The 14,877-nt window shown below is 47.1% G+C and carries 16 protein-coding genes; 2 read left to right on the top strand and 14 right to left on the bottom strand.

All coding sequences use genetic code 11. From position 1 onward, the window contains the following. Positions 1 to 7 precede the first annotated feature (7 nt). The 5 genes from Q7S83_04050 to lepB are packed head-to-tail and all read right to left on the bottom strand — an operon-like array spanning position 8 to position 2,879. On the bottom strand, positions 8 to 460 hold the full coding sequence (locus Q7S83_04050; GenBank protein ID MDO8467282.1) for a GatB/YqeY domain-containing protein: 453 nt from the start codon (positions 458 to 460) through the stop codon (positions 8 to 10). Continuing rightward, positions 451 to 669 carry a 30S ribosomal protein S21 gene (locus Q7S83_04045; protein MDO8467281.1) on the bottom strand — a complete coding sequence of 73 codons (219 nt, stop codon included), beginning with the start codon at positions 667 to 669 and terminating at the stop codon, positions 451 to 453. Before Q7S83_04045 ends, Q7S83_04050 begins: the two co-directional genes overlap by 10 nt. Before the next feature lie 28 nt (positions 670 to 697). Next, positions 698 to 1,060, bottom strand: coding sequence for a histidine triad nucleotide-binding protein (locus tag Q7S83_04040; protein ID MDO8467280.1), 363 nt, complete (start codon positions 1,058 to 1,060; stop codon positions 698 to 700). Next, a complete protein-coding gene (gene hisS, locus Q7S83_04035; GenBank protein MDO8467279.1) occupies positions 1,060 to 2,349 on the bottom strand; it encodes a histidine--tRNA ligase in 1,290 nt (429 codons plus the stop codon). Before hisS ends, Q7S83_04040 begins: the two co-directional genes overlap by 1 nt. Before the next feature lie 17 nt (positions 2,350 to 2,366). Then, the gene (gene lepB / locus Q7S83_04030) at positions 2,367 to 2,879 is read right to left on the bottom strand and encodes a signal peptidase I (GenBank protein MDO8467278.1); all 513 of its coding nucleotides are present in this window, start codon (positions 2,877 to 2,879) and stop codon (positions 2,367 to 2,369) included. A gap of 58 nt (positions 2,880 to 2,937) precedes the next feature. Here lepB and pth point away from each other — a divergent pair, with 58 nt between their 5' ends. Then, positions 2,938 to 3,426 carry an aminoacyl-tRNA hydrolase gene (gene pth, locus Q7S83_04025; protein MDO8467277.1) on the top strand — a complete coding sequence of 163 codons (489 nt, stop codon included), beginning with the start codon at positions 2,938 to 2,940 and terminating at the stop codon, positions 3,424 to 3,426. 54 nt (positions 3,427 to 3,480) lie between these two features. Here the strand turns inward: pth and Q7S83_04020 are convergent, their stop codons facing one another. The 8 genes from Q7S83_04020 to Q7S83_03985 form a co-directional block, all read right to left on the bottom strand. Further along, positions 3,481 to 3,819 (bottom strand): hypothetical protein, encoded by a 339-nt coding sequence (locus Q7S83_04020; protein MDO8467276.1) that lies wholly within the window; start codon positions 3,817 to 3,819, stop codon positions 3,481 to 3,483. Between the two features lie 192 nt (positions 3,820 to 4,011). Further along, positions 4,012 to 4,221, bottom strand: a complete 210-nt coding sequence (locus Q7S83_04015; GenBank protein ID MDO8467275.1) for a type II toxin-antitoxin system HicB family antitoxin — start codon at positions 4,219 to 4,221, stop codon at positions 4,012 to 4,014. 40 nt (positions 4,222 to 4,261) lie between these two features. Next, entirely contained in the window at positions 4,262 to 5,767 is a 1,506-nt protein-coding gene (locus Q7S83_04010) for a hypothetical protein (protein ID MDO8467274.1), read from the bottom strand. Beyond that, complete coding sequence (locus Q7S83_04005; GenBank protein MDO8467273.1) at positions 5,764 to 6,213, bottom strand: hypothetical protein; 450 nt, start codon at positions 6,211 to 6,213, stop codon at positions 5,764 to 5,766. Before Q7S83_04005 ends, Q7S83_04010 begins: the two co-directional genes overlap by 4 nt. A 27-nt stretch (positions 6,214 to 6,240) precedes the next feature. Continuing rightward, positions 6,241 to 7,308 (bottom strand): hypothetical protein, encoded by a 1,068-nt coding sequence (locus Q7S83_04000; protein MDO8467272.1) that lies wholly within the window; start codon positions 7,306 to 7,308, stop codon positions 6,241 to 6,243. 17 nt (positions 7,309 to 7,325) lie between these two features. Next, positions 7,326 to 8,027, bottom strand: a complete 702-nt coding sequence (locus Q7S83_03995) for a prepilin-type N-terminal cleavage/methylation domain-containing protein (protein ID MDO8467271.1) — start codon at positions 8,025 to 8,027, stop codon at positions 7,326 to 7,328. Then, a complete protein-coding gene (locus Q7S83_03990; protein MDO8467270.1) occupies positions 7,999 to 8,451 on the bottom strand; it encodes a type II secretion system protein in 453 nt (150 codons plus the stop codon). The genes Q7S83_03995 and Q7S83_03990 overlap by 29 nt, the downstream gene beginning before the upstream one ends. Further along, positions 8,451 to 9,659 carry a type II secretion system F family protein gene (locus tag Q7S83_03985; protein ID MDO8467269.1) on the bottom strand — a complete coding sequence of 403 codons (1,209 nt, stop codon included), beginning with the start codon at positions 9,657 to 9,659 and terminating at the stop codon, positions 8,451 to 8,453. Before Q7S83_03985 ends, Q7S83_03990 begins: the two co-directional genes overlap by 1 nt. A gap of 186 nt (positions 9,660 to 9,845) precedes the next feature. On the opposite strand from Q7S83_03985, the gene Q7S83_03980 reads away from it, so the two are divergent. Beyond that, positions 9,846 to 10,292 (top strand): Trp family transcriptional regulator, encoded by a 447-nt coding sequence (locus Q7S83_03980; protein MDO8467268.1) that lies wholly within the window; start codon positions 9,846 to 9,848, stop codon positions 10,290 to 10,292. A 46-nt stretch (positions 10,293 to 10,338) separates the two neighbouring features. Here the strand turns inward: Q7S83_03980 and Q7S83_03975 are convergent, their stop codons facing one another. Next, positions 10,339 to 14,829 carry a hypothetical protein gene (locus Q7S83_03975; protein MDO8467267.1) on the bottom strand — a complete coding sequence of 1,497 codons (4,491 nt, stop codon included), beginning with the start codon at positions 14,827 to 14,829 and terminating at the stop codon, positions 10,339 to 10,341. Between the last annotated feature and the right edge of the window lie 48 nt (positions 14,830 to 14,877).

Genomic DNA, 14,877 nt, shown 5'->3' with positions numbered 1-14,877 from the left:
GCAACACTTAGCTGGAAAGTTTTTTCTTTACAATTTCACCAATCAACGCTCCGTCGGCTTTGCCGCGCAATTCTTTCATTACTTCTTTCATCGCTAAGCCAATCTCTTTTGCTCCGGACTTATTCAAAATTTCCAATACTGCTTTTTCGGTTTCCTCCGGAGACATCTGCTTCGGCAAAAAATGACTGATGATTTCTACTTCTTTCTTTTCCTTATCAGCGAGATCTGCGCGGTTGCCTTGTGTATATACTTCTGCGGACTCCCGGCGCTTCTTACTCTCTGACATCAAAAGCTGGGTGATTTCTTCGTCGGACATCGGACCCTCTTTCCCCTGGCCCTTCCTTTCAATTTCTTTATTGTTAATTGCGGAAATTATCATACGAAAAAGGCCGACGCGATCTGGATCGCCGGCCTTCATCGCTGTTTTCATTTCTCCGCTAAGAGTTTCTTTTAACGCCATTCCTGTTGACCAAGCTTCTTGGCCTTTTCGTATTCCACTTTTTTCTCTTCACGATGCAAAGCAGACAACTTCCGCTTTAAGCGATTAATCGGTCGGGCGCGAAAGCGGCGCTTTTTTGATTCACGCAAAATGCCGGTCTGTTGCATCCTCTTCAAGAACCGAAAAATTAGCGAATTCGGATTCTCCCCCTCTTTTCTTCGTACTTCCATAGTTTTTAGATAATAACTTAATCCAGCCCTACTTGTCTAGACTGGGATGCGGCATCGCGCCTATATCCTCTTTTCTCCCCCATCCACCGAGTAAATGAAGGTGCAGATGATCAATTACCTGCCCACCATCGCGTCCTACGTTAAAAACCAATTTATAGCCCTTTAAACCCGCCTGAACTGCCAAGTCCTTAGCTCTATATATGAGAGCCGCCAATATTTCTTTATGGTTACCTTCTAAATGCGCAATTGAAGCAATGTGCTCTTTTGGAACAACTAAATTATGCACGGGCGCGGACGGGCGAATATCCTTAAAAGCCACTAATTGGTCATCTTCATAAAGAAAATCCGCCGGAATCTCTTTTTTTACTATCTTACAAAACACGCAATCCATTAGCGCAGCTTCTTCTTGACCACCTCTACCACTTTTTTCAACGGCACAGTTTCCTGCGCGCCGGATTTCATATCGCGAATAATTATCGATTGCTCAAAAACTTCCTGCTGACCCAAAATCAGCGCCCATTCGGAATGAAGCTTGTCCGCCGCCTTCAATTGCGCTTTTAAGGATTCCTTGCCGAGTGATTCATGCACATCAACGCCCGCTTCCCGCAATTCCTCAACCAAACCAATAGCCTTAATTTTTGCCATATCGCCCATATGAATCAGGAATACTTTAGGTTTCAACTTACCGAGTAAATTAATATTTTTCGCTTTGATTACCTCCACCACCCGATCCAACCCGATTGCTCCGCCCACTCCCGGAGATTGCCGGCCACCCAGAGAATCAATCAAATAATCGTAGCGTCCGCCTGCCGCGATTGCAAAATCGAAACCGGATGCAAACATTTCAAATACAGTCTTACTGTAATAATCGAAGCCACGTACTAAATATTGATTCAGGCTATACGGTAATTTGGTTTCTTCTAAAAATTCCAATAATTTTTTGAAGTGCCTTTTGCAATCAAAACAAAGCCCGTCGAGAATATTCGGCGAATCTTTCTTCAACTCCACGCAAGGCTCATTCTTGCAATCCAAAAGACGCAACGGGTTAACCTTCAGCCGACGTTTGCAGTCGCCGCACAAAGATTTTTCTTTGTTTTTATAATACTCAATCAATTTCTTCCGGAATCCCGGGCGGCAACGCTGGCAGCCGGTGCTATTAATCTGGATACTTACCTCCTTAAGTTTTAAGGCCTCCAAAGTTCGGTAGCAGGCCAAGATTACCTGAATGTCATAAACCGTATCATTTTCATTGCTCAAAATCTCAAAACCTGCCTGATGAAATTGGCGGAAACGACCGGCCTGCGGCTGTTCATAGCGAAACATCGGACCTTCATAGTAAAGCTTCAGGGGTTGGCCAAGATGGCTCAAGCCATGCTCTATATAAGCCCGAGCAATCGGCGCGGTGCCCTCCGGACGCAATACCAAATTATCTCCCCCTTTAGTATTCACTGAAAACATCTGCTTCTCCACGACATCAGAAGTCTCTCCCAATGGCCGGCTAAATAACTCCGCCTTCTCTAAAAGAGGCGTATCAATCCTCCAAAAATTATAATAATCGGAAACTTCTTTGACTGCTTTACGAATCTTATCCCACAACGGCTGATCACTCGGCAAAATGTCGTGCATTCCTTTCGGGCCGGTGATGACATTGGGGCGAACTTTTTTTGCTGGATTAGGCATTCTAATATTTTTTAAATTTAATGAGTTACGAATTCAAATTCAGTAATTGGGAAAACTCTGACGCGGGCGACCCCAATAATATGCTTCTTGGAGATTGGGCCCCAGTTTCGGGAATCAAAACTATTATACCTATTATCGCCCAAAACAAAATACTCATCGGCTCCTAAAGTTCTGTCTACTCCACCAACGGTGCCGGTTTCATGAAAAATTTCTTTGCCGTCATCATAAACCCAAACCTCCGAGCCGCGCACCAGCACCCGATCCCCCGGCAAACCGATAACTCGTTTTATAAAGTAGGTGGACGGATCTTTCGGATAACGGAAAACTACCACCTCCCCTCGCTCGGGCTCTCGAAAACGATAAGTGACTTCATCAATAATCAGATAATTGCCGTTCTGAAAATTCGGCTCCATGCTGGCGCCACTCACCAAAAATGGTTGGGCAATGAAGGTACGGATAATAAATACCGTTACAAGGGAAACGAAGACCACTTCGACTATCTCCCAAATTGATACAAGGAACTTCTTCATAGGGATAATTGCCTTTAATTATCGTGGATTGTGATAAAATAGACAACATACGGACACTATGGATTTCAACGCCAGCAAAATCAAATTAGTTATAGGACTCGGCAATCCCGACAAAGAATATGAAAAGACCTACCACAATGTCGGCCATCTTTTTGTAGATTACTTAACGACTAACGACCAACGACTAATAACAAAGTCCACGGAATACATGAACAACTCCGGGAAATACGTGGAGAAGGCGGCAAAAAAAATCGGCGCCAAACCGGAAGAAATTCTAATCGCGCAAGATGACAGCGACCTGGAAATTGGAAAATATAAGCTAGACTTCGCCCGTGGCTCGGCCGGTCATCACGGAATTGAAAGCATTCAACAACATTTAAAAACCAACGATTTTTGGAGATTGCGCATCGGCATCCGCCCAGCCAATGAAGCTCCGCCAGCTGGCGGACGCCTAAAAGCCGGCGACTTTGTACTTAAAAAAATCAGCGCCGCCGATATGGCAACGCTGAAAAAAGTTTTTGAGGAAGTTATTGAAAAGCTGAAATAGTTCGACTAACTCATTATGAATGAAAAACCGCCGGATTGGCGGTTTTTAAATTGTTTAACCTTCTTGTTCAGCGAGACATTTGACCCAAAGAAGGCTGCAATCGAGCTTAGCAGCGATACTACGGCTAAATTTATCCAGAAACCACTGCGCACACAAAGATGCGGAGCTCATCACAGAATCTACGGCACGGCTCTCAATAGGCGATGTCCCAAAAATACCAAGAAATTTACACCGATAAACCTCCTTTACAATCCAAAACTTTTCATTAAAAAAATAAGCGAGAAATCTTTCCGGTCCGTCGTAATAATTAAGGACTCCCGTATCGAACATTTGGATGGCTTTTACCTCGTTGAAAACTATTCCCCTGTACATCACATCAGCCGTGGCAGTCATTTTATTTTCCCCTTAAGTTACCCGAACCCGTCGGGACCGCGGTTTACCACGAGATCGCAAAGCGATTTTTCGTGGATGCTTAATCAACGAACCGGATACATAATATCACGCCAAGTAAAATAAGGCAAGGCAGGTACTATCTCATGAGATAGTGTGGTGGGTTTATTTTTTTGAATGAAAATCGAGTAATACTTACGCTTCCGCGGTAGTCACCAAAGGCGCTTCTTTATGAAGATATCTTTTGGATTTCGGCATATCTTCTAAATAAAGCTCCACTGCCTCCTTTAAGTTCTTTTGAGCATCCTCAACGTTTTTTCCCTGACTAACCACTCCCAGCTCAATAGCGGTCGCAACGAACAATTTCCCCTCTTTGTTGATTACGCTGGTATATCTATAGCTCATAGTCTTATTATGCCAGGTATTTACCCTACTGGCTATACCCTTATTGGCTGTCGAACTTAAGTGAGACAACTTTGAACTGCAACGTAAATGAAACCGTGCCGTCGGAGTTAACTTTGATGTTGGAAAGCGGCAATACAACGTCGGCGAAGTTTGTTTCTTTGGCCATCGCGTTCTTGAAATTAATAACTGCCGAATCGTTGCTGGCTTTGGCAATCAGCAAACCGGAAAGGCTCTGATCGATGTAGAGCCGTTCAATACGGATAGTTTGCCCGGAAAGCGCGCGGATATTAGCTAAAATTTTATCAAACAAAGGAGACCAAAAATCTCCTAACTCCTGCGCTTTTAACGCATAGGCAACATTAGTATTAAATTTCTGCACATCCTTCTGCAAAGCCTGAATATCAGCAAGGGGCACCAAGGTTCCTGATTTAAGGCTTTCGGCAACGGATGTGGAAGTTTGGATTAGGAATAAATCTCCCACTAGAAATACTACCGCCACGAATCCCAGAGCCATCAGGATAACTCCCCGCCAAGATTTAAGAAAATTCAACACTGACTCCCGATAGTATCCCACGTCTACTCCGGTCGCGGTAAGTGTTAAGTCATTATCTTTCGAGCGGGGCGTCAATCCTCTCAATGCCGCGCCTAGAGCCGCATACCAAAGGGTGGAAAGCTGATTATATTTTCCGATAGTCAATAAATGCGCGTCGATTCCGAAACTCTGCTGAATCGTGTCTTTTATTTCTTTCGCAATTGGGTTTTGCACTAAAACAATATCCTTAATCGCCCCACCCCAACGGCTAGTATAAAAATTCAAAACTTGGCGGATATGCGTCGCCAAGAAATCCTGCACATCCTTCGCTTCCATTTTGCGGCCGCCAATCTCCGTCTGAATGGCTGCCCATGAATGAAAATAATTGAAATAAAGATGCCCGTTCTTCACAATCATAATATCCGGCCCATCACCCGAAAGGTGCGCAATCAGATATGGGGCGTCGGGCTTCATTCCGGCGGAATAATTTTTTACCAAACGCATCAGCGACATTCCGATAAATTCCACTGCAATTACATCAAAATTGGCCTCTTTCAAAGCCGACACCATATCGTCTACTTCTTTCGCAGAAACAAAGGCCCCCAAAGCCTCCACTTGGCCGGGCTTAGTCTCGCCGATAACCTGATAATCGGAATAAGCCGATTTAGAATCAATCGGAGAAACCATCTGCATATTTAATAATGCAGTTTCACGAACATTCTTTTCCGCCACCATTGGCATAGAAAAAGACTGTGTGTAAACGTTCGAAGCCGGCATCACCACCACTGAATGAATTATTTTTTTTGGTTTTTCAATTTGAGAATGCAAGACACCCAACGCGGCAACTAATTTATCCCGCTCTAAAATCTTCCCATCCATGATTACCCCCGGCGGCAACTGCACCGAAGCCTGTTTGAGTTTGTCATCTTCAAAACGCAAAAACCTCAAAGCGAGGTCGGAAACTTCCAGTCCACCTATCATCGGCGCCGGATTTAAATAGCGCATTAATTTCATAGTTGTAGAGGAACTTCCTTCAGCGAATCCACGGTGACCTTTCCATCTGTGGTAACGGTTAAAATAGCCTCCACCTTGCTCTTCTTATTCAGGGCAGTAGCAATGGAAACCACTTGGGTTTTTCCCGCCACTCCATAACAAGCCTCGCCACAAATAGTTACCAAAGCCGTGCGTCCTCCGGCAACGCTGACTTCATAAGGATTGGGAGTTGGAGCGAAATTACGATTTCGAACCAGTTGGATAAGGGCGTCGTCCGCTCCTGCTCGGGCAGCGGCAAGCGCCTCTGCGGAAAGACGGGCGGCGAAATTAGTGACGTTAAAATAATAAGTTAGGAAAGCACTAGCGATGGCAATCTCGATAATAATGCCACCCAAAAGGAGCATTGTGGGAAGCGTCGAGACACCTCGACGCTTTCCCAATGTTCCGATATTTAAATGTTTAAACATTTCAATATTTAAATATTGCTATTCGCTTTAAGGCGAATAGTTAATTATCACATCCTGAACTTCCGGAGTGTCGCCAGCTCTCCAAAAAAGATAAACCTTGTAGCGGAAGTAGCGCTTATTGTTGTGATCGGCGGGATTCAAACGGAATTGCTTTCCATCGACGGCTTCATAGGCACTTTTATCATTGCCTTTGGGAATGCCCGGGGCGGCTGGACCAACATAAGTCCAATCGCCGGTCGTACAGGCCGGATAATTAGTAGCGCCATTGGGACAATTAGACGAGGCAATCTGAATTCCAACCGCCGTGTCGCCCGGTTTTTCGCCAAGCCACATCACCGTATTTAAGGCCGCCCCGCCCTGGACTTGAGTGTCAAAAACGCTAGAGATTAACCAGGTATTCTCATCGAAGGTACTGCCGCCGCTACCACCGCCTCCCCCGCCGCCTCCGGGAGTAATTCCCGTCGGACCACCAGTAGGAGGATCAATATCCGGACCGGAACTCCAAGAAGTGTTCACTTTGTATTTAGCATCCGGAGGCGGCGCGGTATTACAGGAACCCGGCCCTAAATTCACACAATTAAAACTTATCCAGCCGACCACGTCGTTCCAAGCCCAACCGCTAAAATCTCCGGAGGAACCGCTGATCGTCACTCCGTACGGGGAGCCATCGGTAGCCGTGCCGGAAAAACTAACCCAGCCAATATTGTCATTCCAACCCCAACCGGATAAATTTCCGCTTCCGTCATTTAAAACTTTAAACCCGCTGGTTGCGCAAATATCGCCATTGGGAGAAGTGGCGCAATCAAGCGCCAAAAATCCGGCCTGCAAAATATTGGCGTAACCCTTCAGCTGGGTGTCGGTAACCTCAACTTCACCAGTACCGGCGGTGGCGTCCGAACCAAAATCTATCCAGCCGACAACGTCATTCCAAGCATGCCTATCAATATCAGCGGTTGCGATATTATTAACCACTCCCGGAACGTCGGCGGCGAACGCAATGCCGACCAACGACAAACAACCAACGACGAACGACAAAATAAAACCGGTCGTTTTGAGTAGATTCTTATTCGCAATATTATTTGTAGTGATTAGCATTATTCGTGATTACTCCATCAAAATCCTGATTTTTTCAAAACTCCAGCTTCAGAAAATTTTACCCCTGCCGAAGCCGAGAATTTAGTATTCACAGTAATGCCGCCGTCCGGAAAGGTTTCTTGCGGTGGCTTCCCTCCTTGCCAGTCTGTCTGCTTAAAAATCAAATTCCGGCTGCGGGTAATATATTTATTCACAGTCACGTCGGCTTCCTGACCATTTTCTAACCAAGTCGTAATGGAAACAATTTTTTTAGTAGAAGGATCTTCATAGGTCGAAGAGGAGGCTGGCTCAATGGCATCGGTGGCTTGATTGCGATGCGCCGGCTCAATCTTAAAAGAAGTTGAGAAAGTGATCCCCTCGGCATCCACGGGCTCGGACTTCGCGCCGGCCTTACATTCCAAGCCTGGAAGGTAATCTTCGGAAGCCAGATGATAAGACGCGGGCGACGGCAAAATACCCACGCCAGTGGTTCCGCAATTAACCACCCCATCAATGTTGTGCCAATCGGCATCAGCGTAAACAGTAACCTTATCAAGTATTGCCTGACTCAAAGAAGAGGCTGTTTGAATATTTTTGTTCTGTACGTTAGAACGCAAAGTCAAAGTGATGGTAGCCGCCGCTCCGCCTATCAAAATAGCGCCGATGGCAATCCCGATAAGGATCTCAATTAGAGATTGACCTGATTCAGTCTTATTTTTGTTCAATTGTGCCTTGAGCATTTATGGTAATTGTGCGGAATGTCGCAGGGTCATTAGATAACTTAACTTTAACAACCGTAGCCGAGTCGGGCAATCCACTAACCTTAGAAAAGAAAACATTATCACTCGACGTCTCCAGCTCTACACCGGGAGCTATCGCCACTTTTTCGGAAGCTATTAACGGATCCACCCCGCTAAATCTCCAATAAGAATCTCGCTCGCTAGCGGAATTATCAAAATGGACTCCCCAACCCAAGCCGCCGTCTTGACTAACGGAACGCTGCTGGGCATCCCGCAAGAAAGCCACCATCCCCTCGGAGGCCAAACGCAAAGATTGATGCTTTCTCAAATTGGATAAGCTGAACAACCCGCCCATCGCCAAAATGATGCTGATGCCGAGAACCACTAAGATCTCGATTAGTGTAAATCCGGGATTTTTTTTCATTAGAATTGCGTAACGAGCTGATAAATCGGAACGAGAATCGAAAGCGCGATTAAACCGATAACGCCACCAATTAAGACCAACAATAACGGCTCGATGAAGGCCACTAGATTCTTCACCGCCGCGCTAATCTCGGAATCATAAAAATCCGCTAAAGTTTTCAAGACCTGGTCGAGATGCCCGGCTTTTTCCGAGATCGCCACCAAATTCACTACCACCGGCGGGAAGATCGGTTCTCGGCTGAAAGCCTCTCCCAAACTCAAACCTTTTGTTACTCCATCTTTAGCGACTCGACGCAAGGCATCTTGAATCCCCGGATGCACCACCGCATCGGCGGTAATGTTCAAAGATTCCAAGATAGGCAATCCAGCTCCCATCAGAGAACTCAAGGTGGCCGCGAACCTCTGCAGAGCAATTTTATAAACCACCGTCTTAACCACCGGCAACACGTTCAGCAAAGCCGACACAAATCGCCTTCCGGCCAACGTCTTGGCGATAAATATCCAGCCGCCAAATATTACTACTGCCAGCACAGCTAAAATAATCGCAATGTTGTTGCCAATCGCCAATCCGACAGTGAATACTATTTTAGAAAACAACGGCGGATCGAACCCTCCTCCTTGAAATACTGAAGCGATACGAGGCAAAGCGAAACTCACGAGGAACAACAACACGAATAATGACAGAACAAACAAAATAACCGGATAGATAAGAGCGGAGCGGATTTTACTCTGCAACTCGTGCTCTTTTTCTAAATTTACGCTTAAATCTTCAAAAACTGTTTGCAAATTTCCCGAAGCTTCACCGGCTTTTACTAAATTTACGAATACCGGAGAAAAATATTTCGGGTAAGCAGCGAAGGTCTGATAGAACGGCTGGCCTTTTTCCAAGTTAGTGCGAATTTCCAAAAGAAGGGACTTTACAATCGCTTTATCAAAATTAGCAATCAAAATATTGATAGCTTTAAAAAGATCAGTCCCTACCCGCAACATCAATGCCAAATATCTGGTTAAGAAAATTTTATCGGTAACATTAATTGACTGGCCAAAAATACTTTGAGATTTCCGCTCAACGGTTTTTTCAGCGCTAACAGAAATAGGCCGTAATCCCTTAGCAGCTAAAGACGCCAACACATCCCCGGTATTCTCGGCGTCTATAGAGCCTTCTACTACCTTTCCGGCCGCATCAGCGGCTTTATAGGAAAACTTCATCCTTTAATTATACCATTCCACTTAATTTCTATAAGTCTGGTACGCGTAACAAATCAGCCTAATTGAATTAATAAAATCCCTGCCTGCCCTCCATAGGCGGGTAAACCGGTAGGCAGGCCTTTCGTCCTCATCACCCCTACTTTCACGCGTGAAAGTAGGGGTGTATAATTACAGTTAATAAAAAAAATGAATAAACCAGAACATCTAAGGGGCAAGGCAGCGGAGGAGTGGCAAGAAGTTTTGTGGGAGGAGTTGCTAGATAGTATCCTGAAAATGGGATCAAAACAAAATGCAAAAAACCTTCTCGAAAGTTTATTGTGCTCGCAAGAGAAAAAAATGCTATTGCGAAGATTGGCGGTATTGGTTTTGGTCAGTCAGGGCAAGTCTTATAAAGAGATCGGGGAGATTTTATGGATATCGTCATCCACCGTTAGCGCGATCAAGAAAGTCGCTTTTCGTAAAACTGGGCATTATCAGAGCGCCAGATTTGGGCAGGGGAAAAGAAGGTATTCCTCCTTGGCGATCAATGCGGAGAAGAAAAATATTAATCTTTTAGACGCGGTGGCTGCGCTAGCAATCGTGTTTAAACCTTTCCTGCAAAAAGGAATCGGGGTAATGGGGGATAGGGATTAAAATAAACCCCACCCACTTTCACGCGTGAAAGTGGGGTAAATATAAACTAAAGTTCGGGTTCGGGCGCAGGAATGGGTTCGGGAGCGGGACTAGGAGTTGGGGATGGCTCGGGAGCTGGAGAAGGTTCGGGGGTGGGGCTGGGTTCCGGAAAAGGGCTAGGTTCCGGTTCTGGGCTAGGAGCGTTCGGATTCACAACCCTCACTACTCTTGAGGCGGTTCCGCGATTCCCCGCTTGGTCAATCGCAATAAAAATTAGGATATGTTCGCCAGCCATGGAAGTATCCAATTCCATCTCTTGGGGGTAGGTTTCCGGGCCACCATCCAAGCTGACCTTATAACCAAGATTGCTGTTTACGTTGTCGGTAACATTGGCGCCCATATCCGAATATACCGCTCCTATTTCAATCTCGGTCGGATTCAATCCGTTCAAAGTAATCACCGGCGCATCGGTGTCGGGGGCCGATTCAGGAGCGGGAGTTGGCGATGGCGCGGGAGGAGGACTATTTCCGCCGTTCACACCCGCCGCGACGGGTAAATTTTGGTTTAGCAATGCCTGCAGTTGATTCTCGGTAATGCAGGTGGCGCCGACACAAAGTTTATCGGTATTAACTTCTTTGCTCGTCAGCTTATCAACGACTAATTCTTTAATGGTAACAACGGCAGTCTTTAGCCAGTCAGTTATTGCCTCAATAATTTTCTGAATAAACGTTGAAGACGGTTCTAAGATTTCATCCGGATTTTGCCAATGCGAGAGATTGGCGAAAACGAGGATTTTATCAAAAGAATTTGGAGCAGTAGTGGCGGTTAGCAAATCATCAAGGGCATAACCGATAATCTTGCCGGAGGTGATGGTTTTAACGCCAACGCCCGGAGTAGTAGAAGACACGGTTATCGGATCGCCAATATGAATTGGGCCATTTTCTAGAGAAACCTTCACCGGCACACGACCGGAAAGAGCGAGGGGAGCGGTATTCCCTTTCCACTCGTAAACTCCACCCATTGTTTTGATCATCGAGCCTTCAAAGACGATGGCCGGAGAAGTAGAGATTGCGCCAGCTAAACTATTCCGACTAGTCGCTTTCTTTATATGAACGGGCGCTCCACCATCAAACATCACGATATCTCCCTTCTCCAGAGGTTCGGACACTGGATACAACTCAGCCAAGTCGTTCAGAGCGCAGGCCCCGTTTGATTCTCCGTCTTTACAGTTAGCATTTGCATCGACAACGATTGCTATTGCTCCCTGCCCGGTATTGCCCTCGGTCTGAATCATAAGGCCGGGAGTGGAGCTACCCGCCGCGATACCTAACATTGCCCGTGGGGTCGTGGTGCCGATGCCGACGCTACCACCCACAGTTAAGGCTCCCGTGAAGGTTGAAGTTGCCGAACCGACAGTCAATCTCGTTGCATACGTTTGTACTCCGCTACCCGAAGCGGCCAATGTTGGAGTCTGAAAAATAAGCGATGATTCAGTTCCAATCCCAGTGCCTAGACCGCTCTGAATCGTTCCAGTCGCACCACTAATGTTAGTATCCGTCCCCGGCCTGCTCGCTTCGCCGAGGGTGAATATCTGGTCGATGGGGGTGGCGGAGGAGGAGTTTCCCTGCCGAATATTTGCAGCGGCGATATATTTCCATCCGGTGGTGCCCCCGAAATTCAAAAAGGTTCCCGACCCAATCTGAACCGACCCCGATGAAATGCGAACCTCCAGAGAGCCTTGTCCGACCAACCCAATTTCCCCGTTACCAACGTTATACATACCAGCATCGGTACGGGACGAAAATCCGTATGTGGGGGCGGCTGTCGATCCGTCAGCGCCAAAAAATCTCACCGTCGACGTAATCGCCGCCGTCCCAACTTTTAGCGGACCGATAACTGAATCTCCTGCTGTTACATTCAATCCATTTGATGAAGCCAATCCGGCGACAGAAACCCCTCCCGCAAATGTGGAGGTGCCGGTAAAGATTGAATCCAATCGGCCGGAGAGATTCAAAGTGGTGCCATCAATAGCTCCCGCCATCAAGGCGCCGTTGGTAGTCGTCGCGGAGCGACCGACGGAAAGACCGCCGGATAAATATGAATTTCCACCAACTGCGAACTGAACTAAGGAGTCGGGCGTGGAAGTGCCTACGCTTAAAGTAGAGGTGGCAATCAGGGATCCGGTGGTAGTCGTAGCAGAAACAGTTAAATTACCGGCGACATTGGCGAAGCCGTGGACGTCCAATTTTGTTCCTGGAACGGTAGTAGCGATACCGATATTGCCACCTTTTATTATAAACGCATTATTATTCAAGTTTCCTGCGTCGTTTATGATCCTAAACGGTGTGTTGCCGTATCCAGCATTGAAAATAACAAAATCACCAACGGCTACACCGACCCCATTGCCGCCAATAAGATCCCACTGTCCTCCGGGCGCACCGGTTGTCATTCGCAATACTGGCTCATTAGAATTAAGTTCTAATATTGACCCCGGATTTGTCGTACCAATGCCCACTTTACCGCCACGTACAATTAGTCCGCCATAAATATCTGCAGATCCTTTGACGAACAAACCGCCGGCAGAAGAAGTAGCAACGCCCACTCCCAATCCTCCTTCAATGTATGTGGAGGTTGCCACAGATAATCCGATACCCAGAACTCCATATTGATCCACGGTGTTGGTGGCGATACCGATTCTTCCATTGACGTTGGCGATGAAGATTGGGGAAGAGGTGCCGGAGTCGCCGATAACGAATACGGGAGTGGTGGAGCCGGGAACTCCGGAGACTTCAATGGAGAACTGACCCCAGGGAGTAGTGGAAGCGAGACCGAGTTTTCCATATTCTCCCGAAAGAGTGGAGGTAGCGAGGATGCCGTTGCCGATATTCAAGTCAGAGCCAATAATATTTAAATCTCGAGTGGTCACGTCGCCCGCCCGCCCGAGATCAAGAAGAGTATCTGGGCTGGTTCGGGCAAGACCAACATTGCCAGCTGTTGTTATGCGAAGTCGTTCCTGCGCTCCACCACTATTTGTATAAAAACGTAAATCAGTACCCTGTATCCTCAAGGGAACGTTATCAGTAATACCCGAGTTCACACCCGTTATCTGGAAAGCGCTGGCGTCGTCCGTGAAAAGCAATCGGTAGCCACCAGGCGTCAGAACATCTAAAACCGTCGACGGATTCGTCGTTCCAATACCAACTTTTCCCGCCGATACGATTAATCCCGAAGCCGAAGTAATTCCCCCGTTGGCTTTCACATTGATACCTCCTTCAAATGAGGAAGTGCCGACTCCGGAGCCGTAGAAAGTTCCAGCCGATTGCAAAATGCTGGCGATGGATCCAGAGGTAGTTGTGGCGGCGATGCCAACAGATAATCCGTCCGTAAAATAGGAGTTGCCCTGGACCGTCAGCTGGGTATTCGTTCCGGGAGTTGAAGTTCCGACACTCAAAGTGGAAGTGGCGACAAAGGAACCGGCAGTGGAGGTAGCGGAGATATTCAGATTCCCCTTGATATTCGCAAAGCCTCCCACATCCAATTTGGCTCCGGGAGTATTGGTGCCAATGCCGACGTCTCCATTGATTCCGGAGACAACGAGCAGAGAAGAAGAGCCTGTGTCTCCGATAACGAAGACGGGGGTGGAAGAACCGACTACGCCCTGGACGGCCTCAATGGAGAATTGGGCATAAGGAGAAGTGGAACCAAAACCTAACCTGCCGTATTCGCCGGAAATCGTAGAAGAAGCAGTGGTGCCATTTCCCAAAATTAAAGTCCCCTGCGCGGAGGAGCCGCCAAGGCTAAAAGGATTGGAACCACCACCTCCCCCCAAAATTTGCGCGCCGGCAACTGTGAGATTACCCGCGATAGTGAGGTTGCCGCTGAGCTCACCTCCGGCGCGCAAAAGGTAATTGGAAGCGGTGATGTCGTCGGGAATATCGCCGTCTTCAATGCCCGTAATAGATCCGGCGAATGTTGGATTGGAAATTGTAAGAGGATTGCTGCCGACTGGGCCGAGAGAGCTGATGCGGCTCATTAGACCCATATTGTATTGCAGATTTTCGGTCGTGGCCTGCTGAGATTTTTTGAAGGCGAGCAGGTCAGCAGTCAAAGAATCTAACTGGGACTGGGAAGAGACTCCTACGGTACCGGTCGGAGCAGGTTGTTGGATATATATTATCTGCGGCGTGGGGGCGGAGACGGATTTTACCACATCAATGTTAGATTGCTTCTCCGCCGGCTGGCGGATCGCAATGACAGATGGAGCCGGGGGCGTCGCAGACACGGGAACAGCAACAATTCGTATGGGTGGAGGAGTGGTACTTACCGGAACTTTGGGATTGGCTAGGTTAATTAGTGATACAGCAAAATTCTGTATCGATTCCCTAATATTTTGAAAAACGCTAAGAAAACTATCAAAAAGATTGGCGGTGGGATAAACCTCAACTGACCTGGCGATGATGGTGTTAGATTGCTTTGCCTCGCTCGCAATGACAGACGGGTTAATTACCGGAACCGCAACAATAGTTTCTCTGGCAAATAAATGACTTGGAGAAACCAAAAAAAGACTGAGAAATATAAGAACAGTTAGGCGCCCCCCCCCCCGATG

The sequence above is a fragment of the bacterium genome, from assembly GCA_030646995.1.
In the GTDB taxonomy this organism is placed as follows: Bacteria; Patescibacteriota; Minisyncoccia; order UBA6257; family WO2-44-18; genus JAUSKF01.
The sequence above is the reverse complement of the archived record's forward strand: the minus strand, read 5'-3'. Positions and strand labels throughout refer to the sequence as shown.